This is a genomic window from Neobacillus niacini (assembly GCF_019749295.1).
Classification (GTDB): Bacteria; Bacillota; Bacilli; order Bacillales; family Cytobacillaceae; genus Neobacillus; species Neobacillus niacini_D.
Genome location: NZ_JACWFG010000026.1, coordinates 66108 through 80833 on the forward strand (window position 1 = coordinate 66108; position 14726 = coordinate 80833).

A 14726-nucleotide genomic window follows, 5' to 3' on the forward strand; every position below is an offset into this window, starting at 1 on the left:
AGCTTTATTTTTAAAATTTTTTTCTTTGGGATTCATATGTTAAATAAAAGAAATGAAATACTGTAAGAGAAATATCTTACAGTAAGTCTTCCACCCTTAATGTTTCAAGTGCTTGTTTAACTGCAGTTGTAAACTGGGCACCTGTCACACCATCGATAAAGCGATGATCAAAACAAATAGAAAGTGTCATCATTGGTGCAATAACGACTTCATTTTCATTATTCACAACCGGGACTTTTTTGATGGCTCCAGCGAAAACTATTGTTGATTGTGGAGCATTAATAATTGGTGTGCCCGCCTCAATACCCAGAGCACCTAAATTGGATACTGTTATCGTACCATTTGCGAAATCATCTAAAGTTAATTGGTTACGATTTGCCTTATCTGCTAAAGTTCTGATCTCTTTAGAAATGGCTGACACAGATTTATCTTCCACATTTCGTACCACAGGTACGACTAACCCCTGTTCACTGTTTACTGCTACCGATACATTTACTTCATCAAACACAATAATTTCATTGTTATCTAATCGGCTATTGACAATCGAATAAGTCTTCACAGCTTTACCAACCGTTTTTATAAGTACATCGTTCAGCGACACGTTTTCGAATTCCTTCTTGACTCTTAGCGCATTTTCCATGTTGACAGAAACCATTTGTGTAAACTGAGGGACACCGGTCCAACTTTTCAACATGTTTGCTGACATCGCACGTTGAACATGATTTAGTGCAATCTTTTCTTTTATCAAAATATCTGTTCCAGAGCTTGCTGAATTGCGCACATCATCCTCTGTAATGAGACCGCCTTTTCCTGTTCCCACAATATTATCAATTTCCACACCTAGCTCTTTCGCCAGCTTACGAGCTCGTGGAGAAATGCCGCCTCTATTAACGGCTTGTGTTTGCGGTCTTTTTTCTTCTTTTACAACAACTTGCGCAGTAGCTGCTACCTCATCATTTGCTGAAGCATTTTCATCGTACTTAGATAAATCCACTTCTTCATCTTCTTCTGCAATGACGGCAATAATTGTATATATAGGTACTTCAACTCCTTCAGGAACAATGATTTTCTTTAAAACTCCTGAAGATTGCGCTTCGATTTCTAATGTTGATTTTTCTGTTTCTAACTCAAATAGATAGTCACCTTTTTCAACAGTATCTCCTTCATTAACCAGCCAATTTGTGACCGTTCCATTTTGCATTGTTACACCTAAGCGCGGCATTTTTACTTCTAACATATTCTCCACTCCCATTCATTCACTAAATAATTTATATATCATTCTTTTTCGGTTTAAAGCAGTCCCATTCCTCCATCAATGTGGATGACTCTCCCTTGAATCATTTGTGCTTGTGGACTAGCCAAAAAAGCAATTGTTTCCGTTACGTCATCAAAATTAATCCCTCTACCGCTAGGATTTTTACTATTTTCCATTTGTACGTATTCTTCTGCCTTTCCTGGAAAAACCTTCTTTAAAGCATCAGTTAGTAAAGTCCCAGGCGAAACAATATTAATCCTAATACCCTTAGGTGCTAGGTCCAGTATCAAATAACGTACAATCGACTCGGTAAATGCTTTGGTTGTCCCTAATGCTGCATAATTTGGAATGGCATCCGTTGATCCACGACTCGATAATGCAATAATAGTAGATCCATATGATAATAATGGCATTGCTTCTTTTATTACTTCTATTAGCGAAAGATTGCTGACTGCTATTGCTCTCTGCCAGTCTTCAAATGAAACCTCCAACACATTTCCCTGAATAATAGCTACCGCACAGTGCACGATAAGATCAATGGATTCAACTTCGTTTTTTATGACTTCTAACATGCGTTTGATTTGTAACGGCTCTCCAACATCGGCTTTCAATAAATGACACACAGCCCCATGTTGGCGGATTTCATTTGCTGTTTCGAAAGCTGTTTGATCATCACTCACATAATTAACAAAAATTATATTTCCAGGCTGGCTAAAGCGGAGAGCAGTCGACCTGCCGATACCTTTACTTCCTCCGATTATGAGAACATTCATTAAGTTCCTCCGTTCACCTTTTTCGCTTTCCCTGGTATGTTAGAAGGCTGTTCCTCCTATTCGATAGGTATAGAAACAGCCTGCCTAACTATTAAGCTATTAATACTCCATTAATTCTTTAACAGTATCTACTATTTGCTTCTCACTAGGACGATAGAATTGCTCTAAGTATAAACTTTGTGCAATCGGTACATCTGGAGCCCCAATTCGTTTTATAGGTGCTTGCAGATCAAATAATGCATGCTCCGAAATTCTAGCAGCAATTTCTGCACCACATCCGCCGGTTTTTTGCTCTTCATGGACGATTAATACACGGCCTGTTTTCCGAACTGAGTTTAAAATTGTATCCATGTCAAGTGGCGCTAATGTACGAGGGTCAATAACTTCAGCCTCGACACCTTGCTTTGCTAATGTTTTAGCAGCATCTAGTGCAGTATGAACTTGTAAAGCTGTTGCTATAATGGTTACATCATTACCTTCACGTTTAACATCTGCTTTCCCTAATGGGATTAAGTATTCTCCTTCTGGTACTTCACCTTTCAAATCATAAAGTACTTTATGTTCAAAGAAGAGGACGGCGTTATTGTCACGAATGGCTGTTTTAAGCATGCCTTTTGCATCATATGGGGTAGAAGGAACCGCAATCTGTACACCAGGTGCGTGCATAAAGATAGCTTGTGGACTTTGGGAGTGCTCTGGGCCAGACCCGCCTGCAATACCGATTGGCAAGCGCAATGTTACTGGAATTTCCATTTGTCCACCATGCATATAGCGCCACTTGCCTAATTTATGAAAGACTTCATCAAATGCAACTCCAACAAAGTCTCCAAATTGCAGTTCAGGAATAGGCCTTAATCCACCAGTAATAGCCATACCTAATGCTGCAGCAACAATTGTTGACTCAGTAATCGGAGTATCAAAAACACGCTTTCCAAATTTTTCATAAAGTCCTTTAGTCGCTCCATTAATACCGCCAAACTTTCCAACGTCTTCCCCAAACAATACCGTACTTGGGTCTCGCTCCATTTCTTCCGTTAATGCTTCAAGAATCGCATCACGCATGGTAATCGTTTTTACTTTAACTTCACCTTTAGAAATTGTACTCATTCTTTTCATCCCCCTTATGCGAATAGTCCTTCATAAATTCTTTCTGGTCCTGGTAACGGTGCATCTTCAGCCTTTTTGATAGCAGCAGCAATTTCTACATCGACTTGTTCGTTTAAGGTTGCGAGCTCATTTTCTGTACAAATACCTTCTTCTAATAATCTAGCTTTGTAGTTCTTAATTGGGTCTCTATTTTCCTTCCAATCTTTTAAAACTTCTGGATTAACATAGTCATATGGATCTCCCTCAAAGTGACCGCGATGACGGAACGTTTGCGCCTCAATAAATGTTGGACCTTCTCCTCTTCTAGCACGTTCAACAGCTTCTTTCGTTGCTTCATGCATGAGGACAACATCATTTCCATCTACAACATAGTTAGGGATACCATAACCTTCTGCCCAATCCGCGATATGCTCTTTCACTGAATGTGTTTCAGAAACATGGCATGAAATTGCATATTCGTTATTTTCACAAATATAGACGATTGGTAACTTATAGAGACCTGCCCAGTTTAATGAACCATGCAACGGTTCCCTTGAAGCTGCTCCATCCCCGAAATAAACCACCGTTACTTGATCTGTACCTCTAAATTTTGAAGAGAAGGCAGAACCTACGCATATACCTAATTGTGAACCGATTGTTCCTGCCTGACCTAACACTCCCCTTGAAGGATCAGCACTGTGTACAATCCCTGCTCCCAAACCTCGTGTTGTTCCTTCAATCGTGCCCATAAAGTCACCATATAATTTAGAAAGCGGTACCCCTTTTGCAATTTTTTGATTACAACCTCGGTGATTATAGAAGATATAATCGTCATCTCTTAAATTATGAATAATGGAGCCCGCTGATAAGCCTTCAGATCCGATTCCTGAATGGTAGAATCCTGATACCTTACCATCTTGAATCAATCGAATTAAATCTTCATCAAATCTTCTAATTTTTACCATTGTTTGATAAAAATCCAAAAGAGATTTTTTACTGTAATCTTTTAAATTAGTTGGTTTTTGATATATTTTTGCCACTTGATTCACTCCTTTTATATAGTAAAAACTTACGAAAAGATATTTTGCGCATTGTTGTATACGTTTACAAAAGTATATCTATAAAAATATCTATTTGTCTACGAAACTTAATTACTAGACTGCGTGCCAACCGCCATCTACTGGCATAATTAAGCCCGTAATATAACTTGAATCATCAGATGATAAGAATAATGCTGCAGTTGCAATTTCCTCCGGCCTTCCAACTCTGCCAAGCGGCCCTGCTTCGTAGTTCTTTGCGATTTCTTCGATACTTAATACCTCTGCAATCATTGGGGTATCAATGGCTCCAGGACAAATACAATTGACCCGAATATTATACTTACCATAATCAACAGCCATGACTCTTGTTAAGGCAACAACACCCCCCTTCGATGCGGTATAAGCGTCAGCACCTGTCACACCTAGTAATCCATTCAAAGAAGAGTTATTAACAATGCTGCCACTTTTTTGCTTCATCATAATTGGAATTGTATATTTAGACATTAAATAGACCCCATTTAAATTAATGCCTAAAATGTTATTCCAATCCTCAAGCGGAGTTTCTAGCAAGGGAGCCATTTTATATTTTGAACGGGCAGAAAACCCGATTCCCGCATTATTAAACAAAACATCAATTCTTCCATAATGGTCAACTACTTGGCTAATAACTGACTGAACATTTTCTTCATTAGAGACATCCGTCTTCATAAAGATTGCCTCATAACCGTTAGCTATAATTTCCGCTTCCACACGCTTCCCGTTTTCCTCATTCCACTCAGCAATCACTACCTTTGCACCTTCACGAGCAAAGAGTTTAGCAGCTGCTTCTCCCTGACCGCTTCCTGCTCCTGTGATAATTGCTACTTTGTCTTTTAATCTCATAAAATCTCCCACTCCTAGTCTATTAAAATTCAAAACAAACCTTCACAGATTCATTCGCCTTTAATTGTTTTTCAAAGGCAGCTGTTACTTCGTCAATAGGATATAGGTGTGAAATTAATGCCTCCGCATTGACCTTGCCGCTGCTTAATAAATCAATAGCCGTTTTGAATTCTGTATTATAAGCAAATGAACCTTTCCAGCTTATTTCTTTTTGAACGAGTATGGTAGGATCTAAGGAGACATTCTCCTCAAATAGTGCTAGAGAGATGATTTTTCCCCCGTGACGGACAGCCTCCAATGACTGATTTACTGTTATCGGCACTCCGGCACATTCGAACACAACATCTACAGAAGCTCCTGCACCGTAGTTACCGGCCCCTGTAATTTCAACTAATCTTTCCATGACATTTTCCTCTTGGGCATTGATAACTACATCTACACCCAGCTCTTTCGCTAACTCCAGTCTTTTATTCGAAATATCGATTTGTGTAACATGACAGTTCCCAATCGTTTTAAGTACTTGTGCAACAAAAAGACCAATTGTTCCTGCACCAAAAACGACAACTTTATCTGCTAAATCAACATTCGCAAGCTTCACCCCATGGACAGCTACTGCCAGTGGCTCTATCAATGCAGCTTCTTTCGTTGAGACGTTGTCGGGTAATGGAAACACGACTTTATTCACCAACGGTTTAGGAACAATAATATACTCTGCAAAAGCACCAGGTCTTCCATAACCAATACCATCAACTAATCCATTCGCACATAGGTGCGGCATTCCTGCTAAGCAGTGTTGACAGCTTCCACATTCGATTAATGGTCTGATAACGACTTTCTGATCGATTGTTAATCCACTTACATTTGCCCCAATTTCTTTTACTACACCAGCAAATTCATGTCCCATGATTTGACCGGGATTAACATAAAGCCCTTTCGTATAGGTGTGTAAATCAGAACCACAAATCCCGCAATAATCAACCTTAATTAAAATTTCATCTTCTGTTGGTTTCGGTACAGGAATTTCAGTAACCTCTAGTTTTCTTGCTTCCTTAAAAATAGCAGCTTTCATAACTTCCTCCTTCTAAGCTCCTAAGTATGCCTTTTTCATAAAATCATCTTCTAATAAGGCTTGTGCATGTCCTTCAAGGGCTACACGGCCAGTTTCTAGTACATAGGCACGATCTGAAAGTTTCAATGCCATTCTGGCATTCTGTTCGATTAATAGAATCGTCATCCCCCTTTCTTTTAGTTCCAGTATGAGTTTTGCAATCTCATCTATAATCAATGGGGCTAACCCTAATGATGGCTCATCAAGCATTAATATTTTGGGTTTTGCAATAAGGCCTCTAGCAATTGCAAGCATTTGCTGTTCTCCACCGCTCAATGTCCCTGCCATTTGTTTAGATCTTTCTTCTAATCTAGGGAAACGCTTGAAGATCTCTTTAATCTCACCTGCTATATTTGACTTATCCTTCCTTAGGGTCGCACCCATTTCAATATTTTCAAGTACGGACATTTGTGGAAAAACCCTTCTTCCCTCGGGCACTTGAATAATTCCTTCTTTCACGATGCGATCCGGCTCCATTTTTGTTAAGTCTAAATCTCCTAATTTAATTGAACCTGTACGACATTTAACTAAGCCTGAAATTGCCTTTAACGTCGTAGACTTACCGGCACCATTCGCACCAACAATTGAGATCGTTTCACCTTCTTTTAGTTCCATTGATACATTTTCAATTGCAATGACATTCCCATAGTTTACTGAAACATTTTCGAGCTTAAGCATCGGGATCACTTCCTAAATAAGCGTTAATTACTTCTGGATTATTTTGAATTTCCTCTGGTGTTCCTTCTGCGATTTTTTCACCGTATACAATGACCGAAAGTCTGTCACAAATTCGCATCATCGCTTTCATATCATGCTCAATGATTAAAACCGATGTACCATTTTCTTTAATTTTGATAATAAAATCGGAGATTTCTTCCGTTTCGACTGGATTCATACCTCTCATCGGTTCATCCAATAAGAGGAGCTTTGGTTCCGTTGCTAGAGCAATCGCAATTTGCAGCATGCCCTGATGCCCATGATCCAAGTTCTTCGCAAGTTCATCAGCATATTTATCAAGATCAGCCAACTTTAATATCTCAAATGCCTTTTCTTTTTCATCCATTAAGGTTTTCGGAGATTTAAAGCTTTTCCAGATCGTCCCCCAAAAGCTTGGTGAGATTCGGCAATAGTTTGCCATGAGAATGTTATCAAGGACAGTACTCTCATTAAAGAGAGTAACATGTTGAAATGTTCTTCCTAATCCAAGCATCGCAATATGGTGCGGCTTTTTTTTTGAAATATCGGTATTATTAAAGATTACTTCCCCTGTATCTGCTTTAATCATGGAAGTTAGTAGATTAAATGTGGTAGATTTACCAGCACCATTCGGACCTATCAAACCGTAAATTTGACCTTCATTTACTGTGAAGGAAACATTGTTAACTGCCTGTACTCCACCGAAACGTTTACTAAGATTTTGCACTTGTAATAGTCCCATCAAGCTTCCTCCCTTTCTTTTTCATGGAAGTGGCTAACCTTTTAATACCTCCAACAATTCCACCAGGGAAGTACTTTATGACTAAAATGAGGACTAGCCCATAAATCATTAATCGTAGTTCAGTAAAGGTTGCAAGATATTGGCTTAATATTAAGAGGAAAAATGCCCCGAAAACCGGTCCAATTAACGTTCCAGCTCCACCGATGATGATAATAACAATGAGCTCTAACGATGTATTGACCGTAAACGATAACGGACTTGCAAAACCAACTAAGTGTACGAGTAAGGCACCGCCAAATCCTGCAATTACACAAGAAAGAGTAAAGACGAACTGTTTCATTCTTAAGATATCAATACCAATACTTTGTGCAAGGTTTTCATTTTCTTTCGTAGCGATGAGGGCTTTACCTACTGGTGAGGCAGCCAAACGATAGATGATAAAACCGATAATGATTAGAAAAGCATACACAAAGTAAAAGTAGAGCTTTAAATTAGGAAACAGTGCAGGTACACCAATTAACCCATAGACCCCGCCGGTTACACTTTCCCAGTTTGTAAAAATAATATTAACGATTTCTGCAAATGCAAGTGTACCGATAGCAAAGTATGTCCCCGTTAGTCGAAAGCTGGGTTTACTTATTAAATACCCAATAACTCCAGCTAATATGGCGGCGATAGGAAGTGACACCCAAAATGGAGCACCAAACTTCATCACCAATATGGCTGATGTATACCCTCCAATACCAAAATAGGCGGCATGGCCAAAGGATACATAACCTGTGTATCCCACAAGTAAATCAAGACCTAAAACGACGATAGCCCATATCCCAGCAACCACTAAAATTTGCAAATAAAATGCATTATTAATAAATAAAGGTAAAAGGAGCACGATGACTAAAACGATCAGTAACGATAGGAGCTTTTTATTACTTGTTATTTTACTCATAGGACTTCCTCCCGAATAACCCATTTGGCATAACCATTAATGTAAGGAAGAGAATTAAATATAATAAGATATTTGATAGAGCACTAGAGAAGTAGGTAACGCTTAAAGATTGGACGATCCCAATGGTTAAACCACCGACAATCGCACCTATTACACTTCCTAATCCTCCAAAAATAACGACAATAACCGCCATTAATAATGGTGCAAAACCCATTGCTGGATTGATAGACTGCATATCTCCCATCAATGTTCCTGCTACAGCTGCAAGTGCTGCTGCAATAAAAAAGGCAATTACACCCATTCGATTTACATTGATCCCCATCAACTGTGCAGCATGTTTGTCTTGAGCAACTGCTCTCATTTGTTTCCCTGTTTTTGTATGGAAGTTAAAGTAATGAAGCGCCACAATTAATATGACCGTAATAATAATGATGAATAAGCGCTGCTGGGAAATATTAAGTCCGAGAAAATTAAAGGTATTCTGTTCAAATGGTCCTTGAATCGATCGAATATTTGGAGTAAAGACATACATGGCTAGATTGGAAATGAAAAACAATAAACCAACTGTTACAATTAAAAAGTCTGCCTCGCCATGATTTTTCATTGGTCTAAAAACAAGTCGTTCCAAAATCATTCCAATTACTCCTGATGCAATCATAGAAATGACAATGGCCACAAAGAATGGAACATTTAAATACGACATACTAAAAAATGAAATAAATGCGCCGAGCATATAGATTTCTCCATGTGCCAAATTTAGGATCCGATAAACACTAAATATGACGGTTAAACCCAGTCCAGTCAGTGTATACGCAGATCCAACGGCTATTCCATTGACAATGCTTTGAAAAAATTCAACCATCCCTCTACCCCCTAAATCTGGTTAGGATATACAGACTCTATATCCTAACCAATTCATAAATTACTCTACGATTTCATTTGCAGCACCATAATATAGCTCTTCTAAATACGTAATTCCCGTATCCTTGACAACACCATCTTCAATTGTCAACATAAATTCCGGTTGAACTAACTGACCGTACTCATCCACCGTCATCTTAAAACGAACACCATCATATTCTGTCTTCTTAATTGCTTCAATAATCTTATCCGTATCTGTAGTGGTCCCTGCTTCTTCCAATCCTTTGAATACCATCATAGTCGCTTCATATGTCTGTGCAATTCCTGAAACTTGTGCATCCTTACCAAACTTCTTTTTGATTCGCTCATAAAGGGCATCAATTTCTGGAGTTGTTCCGACAGCTGCAGCGGAAAATGTAATTGCTCCATCAACATTAATTCCCTCTTCTTTTGCTGTGTCAGCAAAATGTTGAGTCCCCATGACATCGTTTCCAAGAAGTAGGATGTCGCCTTTTGTCCAGTCAAGTCCGCCTATTTGAAGCATTTCCTTTAACGGCGGGAGCATAAGTTCATACGAATAGGTATCTAAAATAACCGCATCCGGTTTTAGTTCTTTTAGCTTCGTTACAAACGGAAGGAAATCTGTTGTGCCCGGAGGGAATAACACATCTCCAGCCCATTCAAATCCATGTTTTTCTGAAGCTTCTTTTGCACCGGCAACCCCTTGTTTTACATACATTTCATTTCTTCCAAAGAGAGCTACACGTTTTACATCTTTAATACGGTCAACATCTAATCCTGCTTTTTCTAACACTGCAGGGTCATCCGCTAATAGTTCAATTAATGAATGCTTCTCAATCGCACCGTTATCTGTAAAGTTAAAGCCGTATTTTGCCCCAACAGATAGTAATGGAGTAGAAGCGGTTGCGTTGAAAACAATTACTTTAGCTGGATCGGTGATTTTTAATTCACCAGCTAATTGTGTGTTTTCTCTTGCACCAACAATCATATTAACTTTGTCATTATTAATAAGACGCTGTGTATATTCAACCGCTTTTGTTGGATCTTCCCCAACATCGTAGGGAATGAATTCCACCTTTACTTTTTTCCCATTAATGTCTAATCCACCCGCTTCATTGATTTCATCAATTGCCAAATCTACCCCTTGCTTTTCAGAAGTTCCTAATAAGGCAGCGGCCCCAGTTAAAGACATTAAACCGCCTAATTTAAATACATCTGAGTCACCATTTGAATTGGTTGATGTAGAGCTGTTACTGCATCCTGCAAGTATTAAAGAGAAGATTAATAGAGACATAAACGCACTCATCATAAATTTCTTTTTATTTATCATATATACCTCTCCGCGTTTTTATTTTTTGAAAATTACGTCTATTCTTCCTCTACTTGAATTTACTCTGTGGGTAAAATACAATTAAACTCTAGATATTTTTTAATTGGAAATTCTCTTACTGCCAGGTTTAGAGGATTTCCTTTTTTTACAGTTTGATTCAAATCCCCCCTAGTATTTCGCTCAAAATCTGCCACCAAAGAAAGGCTCCTCACCTCCTTTCAATAATCATTCGCGAGCTAATGGAAATTTTTCATATTAGGTAATAAATTGTTACTTCTTTCGAATTCGATGGTTGAGTTTCCGCCATGCCCTGGATAAATACTTATTTCCCCTGGCAGACAAAACAGTTTTGATCTAATTGAGTCTTTTAATCTATCTCTATCACCAAAAGGAATATTGGTGGGGCCAACTACACCTGAAAGTAATGTATCCCCTGTGAATAAATACTTGCCATTTAGAAGAAAACAGGTACTACCTGGTGAATGGCCCGGAGTATGAATCGCTTTAATGGTAAGAGCTCCACATTGAATCAATTCATCCCCCTGCAGCAATATATCTGGCCATTCGCTTACTATTGGTAATGTGGTTTCTATAGAACGATTTAGAGATGGTTCTAGCAGCCATTCGGCCTCCGATTGGTGAACGACCACTGAAGCATCCGTATAATCTTTAACCATTGTTAATCCTGCAATATGATCAAAATGACAATGTGTTAACAATATATAATCTACTTTTCTCTTCCTTACAAAGTCCATCATTTCAGAGGGATTTTCGCCTGGGTCAATAATAATGGAGAATGTCTCATCATCCGTGACCACATAACTATTCGTGTGAAGTGAACCCAACGTAAAACGTCGTATCGTCAAAGGTTTCATAGAAGCTTCCTCCTAATATCATTTAAAAACGAGAAAGCGTTTGCAAAAAGACCAAAACCTTCTTTTTCAATTTTAAATTTTATATGTCAGTCTTAATGCATTGACTACATACAAGTTAGAAGATTTTGTATCATCAAATGCTACACTTTTTATTAATGCAAGTACTGTGCCAAAATCCAAATCACTTAATTTTCTGAATTTACAAAGGTAAACACCCCTATCAATCTCTCCTTAGTAAGAATTTTCTTATCATTTTTCTTATTCTCAAGAGAAAAACAGGAGATATAGTCGAAAGGGTTGATATTCCTTATACTTATTGAGCTAACCAGCCTCCATCGACATAGATCGTTTGACCTGTAATAAAACTACTCGCGTCAGAAGCAAGTAACATAACAGCACCTTCAAGCTCTTCCGGATTTCCTAATCGTTTAAGCGGAGTTTTACTAATAATTTTATTTCTTACTTTTTCATTACTTAGTTCCTCCTGATTCATTTCCGTTTCAATATAGGCTGGGCCGATTGCATTGACAGTAATTCCATATCTAGCCCACTCTAACGAAAGGGATCTAGTTAAATTAATAACCGCTCCTTTACTTGCCGTATAAGCACTGATCCCTATATCACCAACCGCTCCTACAACGGAAGCAATATTAATAATTTTTCCATAACCTTGGGACTTCATCGTCTTAGCTGCTACTTGTGAACAAAAGAATAATGATTTGACATTCAAGTCCATCACCTTATCCCACTCTTCCTCTGTCACCTCTAACGCAAATTTTGTTTGAGAAATACCCGCATTATTTACTAAGATATCCACTGACCCAAATTCTTCAATTACCTTTGAGACCATTTCCTGAATGGAATTAATATTAGTTAAATCAGTAGATAAAGCAATCCCTTTATTGCCTAATTGTTTAATTTCATTGACCACCTGAGCATTTCTAGTTTTATCACGACCAACAACCGCTACATTTGCACCCTGCTTCGCTAAAGCTAATGCAATCGTCCTGCCTAAACCGCGGTTCCCCCCCGTAACAATAGCTGTTCTGTTCCTCAAATGAAAGATTTCCGGCATTCTTCTCACTCCTATTTTTTAGATATTCTTCGTATCCAATTACCAAGCAAGAATCATGCCAAATTGTAAAAATCAAGCCCCAGAAGGCATTGGAACTCTCATCTAAGAACTCCTTTCTTATATGGAGTAAGATGATCGGACCAAAAAAATGGGCTAAAAGATAAAAAAACTCTCTGAATATCTTTCAGAGAGGAGTATTTCTTATTATTAATAAGAATTTTTTTATTATCTTTATTATTGCTGACTATCCTATGTGAATATAAAAATGTATTTTCAATCCCGTTATTCATCTATTTAATTACTTTTCAGGGATTTCACAACCATCATCATCACAGTTAAGACCGTCTTGGCTGTTTAATACGGTAATCTGATTTTCTGCAATTACCTTTTTCAAAGCCTGAACAAACGTCTCAGTAGGCTGAGCACCCGTAAGGGCATATTTTTTATTAATTAGGAAGAATGGGACACCTGTAACCCCATATTGTTTGGCTGTTTGCTCATCAGCGCGAACAACGTCACTCATCTCATCACTAGCGAGCATTTTCGCTGCTTCTTCCCTGTTAAACCCCACTTCCACTGCTAGGTCAGTTAGGGTTTCATGGTCACCAATATGCTTGGATTCGGTAAAATACGCTTGTAAAATCCGCTCCGTCATTTCTTTCATGAGTCCCTTTTGTTTAGCAAACATGGTCAAACGATGGGCATCGAAGGTATTCGTTAAGATTAAGGTATCCATTTGATAATCCAATCCTACTTCCTTCGCCATCTGTACCATTCTTTGGGTGTTTGCCTTTGCTTGAGCGATACTCATGCCATATTTCTTGGCTAATCCTTCATAAATGTTTTCTTTAATATCCCGTCCTATTGTCGGATCCAATTCGAAGCATCGATACGTCACTTCAACGGGTTGGTCAATCTGTTTAAGGGCGTCCTCCAGACGCCTTTTGCCAATATAGCAAAATGGTCAAGCAAAGTCAGTCCACATTTCAATATGCATACTTGTCCCTCCAATTCATTATTCTCATATAGTATAGAAGGTAAGCATGTTTTTTACACGTAATTTGATTTAGTTTCACCAATTGTTACTACCTATTTATTACTATATGTTAACGGACATTGGGTTTAATTAGACTACTATACGCCTTCTGAAAGATATGGATTTATTTTTTTTATCATACTTTCTAACTCTTTTGATTGATTAAAATACATTTTCTTTGCATTTTTATCTTTTGTTTGAGAAGCAATGCTTTCTATATCTGCTTGTACCCTTCGCAGTTTAGCAGCAATGTCTGGCTTACGTTTTTCCTGTTGATTTTTTTTCTCATCCTGATATAAATCAACATACACACTTCCATCAGAGTTTATCTGTGCTAAAAAGACATCTTCTATTTTATTTGCACCTTGTTTCTTAATCTCACTGAGAAGCCAATCCTCGCTATAGTTTAAATAATTTAAGCGTTTGAGTAACAGAGTTCCATCAATAATAATCAAGGAAGGGGCATGATCCTCTTCCATGCTCAGACCAATATCACTTGGAGTCAGCGACTGATATTCAGGTTTTTTCAAAACACTAATCTGGCCATTTGTTTCCAAAATGGCCATTTCAACCTCATCAAGCTTGAACGCATCTTTTTCTCTTAAGCCATTCATTAGATCATCATAGGTCATCTTATGCTTAAAAAGATTTTTCTCCAATATATTCCCATTTTTAACTAGGATGGACGGACTGCTCTCTACCAAATCTCTAAACTTGAAGGATTTAATGGCACCATATGCAAGGATAACCGAAAAGAGCGTGTAAACCACTAATCCGATTAAGCCATTAGTAATCTTCATTTCAGTCTCAATTGCCATTGTAGAAGCCATATCCCCGATTACGATTCCAACCACATAATCAAAGAAAGTAAGGTGTGATATCTGCTTTTTACCAAGTATTCTTGCAAGAGTAAATAATACGATAAATGAAAATATAGCTCGAAGTGCTACTTCAATATAATCGGGCATTGCTAACCTCCAGGAATTATTACTCCACCTAT

The 14726-nt window shown here is 38.1% G+C and carries 16 protein-coding genes; all 16 read right to left on the bottom strand.

Annotated features, from left to right (window positions below; all coding sequences use genetic code 11):
* Positions 1 to 76 precede the first annotated feature (76 nt).
* Positions 77 to 1237, bottom strand: a complete 1161-nt coding sequence (locus H0184_RS25185) for a dihydrolipoamide acetyltransferase family protein (protein WP_221829955.1) — start codon at positions 1235 to 1237, stop codon at positions 77 to 79.
* Positions 1238 to 1290: 53 nt separating this feature from the next.
* Positions 1291 to 2028: an SDR family oxidoreductase gene (locus H0184_RS25190; protein WP_221829957.1), complete on the bottom strand. Its 738-nt coding sequence runs from the start codon at positions 2026 to 2028 to the stop codon at positions 1291 to 1293.
* A gap of 99 nt (positions 2029 to 2127) precedes the next feature.
* Positions 2128 to 3135, bottom strand: a complete 1008-nt coding sequence (locus H0184_RS25195; RefSeq protein WP_221829960.1) for an alpha-ketoacid dehydrogenase subunit beta — start codon at positions 3133 to 3135, stop codon at positions 2128 to 2130.
* 14 nt (positions 3136 to 3149) lie between these two features.
* Positions 3150 to 4154 carry a thiamine pyrophosphate-dependent dehydrogenase E1 component subunit alpha gene (locus tag H0184_RS25200; protein ID WP_221829963.1) on the bottom strand — a complete coding sequence of 335 codons (1005 nt, stop codon included), beginning with the start codon at positions 4152 to 4154 and terminating at the stop codon, positions 3150 to 3152.
* Positions 4155 to 4268: 114 nt separating this feature from the next.
* Positions 4269 to 5036 carry an SDR family NAD(P)-dependent oxidoreductase gene (locus tag H0184_RS25205; protein ID WP_221829966.1) on the bottom strand — a complete coding sequence of 256 codons (768 nt, stop codon included), beginning with the start codon at positions 5034 to 5036 and terminating at the stop codon, positions 4269 to 4271.
* Positions 5037 to 5058: 22 nt separating this feature from the next.
* Complete coding sequence (locus H0184_RS25210; RefSeq protein WP_221829968.1) at positions 5059 to 6105, bottom strand: zinc-dependent alcohol dehydrogenase; 1047 nt, start codon at positions 6103 to 6105, stop codon at positions 5059 to 5061.
* Positions 6106 to 6117: 12 nt separating this feature from the next.
* A complete protein-coding gene (locus tag H0184_RS25215) occupies positions 6118 to 6822 on the bottom strand; it encodes an ABC transporter ATP-binding protein (protein WP_221829970.1) in 705 nt (234 codons plus the stop codon).
* Entirely contained in the window at positions 6815 to 7582 is a 768-nt protein-coding gene (locus H0184_RS25220) for an ABC transporter ATP-binding protein (protein ID WP_221829972.1), read from the bottom strand. The genes H0184_RS25215 and H0184_RS25220 overlap by 8 nt, the downstream gene beginning before the upstream one ends.
* Positions 7554 to 8528: a branched-chain amino acid ABC transporter permease gene (locus tag H0184_RS25225; RefSeq protein ID WP_221829974.1), complete on the bottom strand. Its 975-nt coding sequence runs from the start codon at positions 8526 to 8528 to the stop codon at positions 7554 to 7556. The genes H0184_RS25220 and H0184_RS25225 overlap by 29 nt, the downstream gene beginning before the upstream one ends.
* Entirely contained in the window at positions 8521 to 9390 is an 870-nt protein-coding gene (locus H0184_RS25230) for a branched-chain amino acid ABC transporter permease (protein WP_221829980.1), read from the bottom strand. Before H0184_RS25230 ends, H0184_RS25225 begins: the two co-directional genes overlap by 8 nt.
* A 60-nt stretch (positions 9391 to 9450) precedes the next feature.
* On the bottom strand, positions 9451 to 10740 hold the full coding sequence (locus H0184_RS25235) for an ABC transporter substrate-binding protein (RefSeq protein ID WP_221829984.1): 1290 nt from the start codon (positions 10738 to 10740) through the stop codon (positions 9451 to 9453).
* A gap of 59 nt (positions 10741 to 10799) precedes the next feature.
* The gene (locus tag H0184_RS27885; protein WP_260631788.1) at positions 10800 to 10934 is read right to left on the bottom strand and encodes a hypothetical protein; all 135 of its coding nucleotides are present in this window, start codon (positions 10932 to 10934) and stop codon (positions 10800 to 10802) included.
* A 42-nt stretch (positions 10935 to 10976) separates the two neighbouring features.
* Positions 10977 to 11615 carry an MBL fold metallo-hydrolase gene (locus tag H0184_RS25240; RefSeq protein ID WP_221829986.1) on the bottom strand — a complete coding sequence of 213 codons (639 nt, stop codon included), beginning with the start codon at positions 11613 to 11615 and terminating at the stop codon, positions 10977 to 10979.
* Positions 11616 to 11928: 313 nt separating this feature from the next.
* Positions 11929 to 12690: an SDR family NAD(P)-dependent oxidoreductase gene (locus H0184_RS25245; protein ID WP_221829987.1), complete on the bottom strand. Its 762-nt coding sequence runs from the start codon at positions 12688 to 12690 to the stop codon at positions 11929 to 11931.
* 298 nt (positions 12691 to 12988) lie between these two features.
* Complete coding sequence (locus tag H0184_RS25250; protein ID WP_313771828.1) at positions 12989 to 13642, bottom strand: DsbA family oxidoreductase; 654 nt, start codon at positions 13640 to 13642, stop codon at positions 12989 to 12991.
* Positions 13643 to 13824: 182 nt separating this feature from the next.
* Entirely contained in the window at positions 13825 to 14694 is an 870-nt protein-coding gene (locus H0184_RS25255) for a DUF421 domain-containing protein (protein WP_221829992.1), read from the bottom strand.
* Positions 14695 to 14726 lie beyond the last annotated feature (32 nt).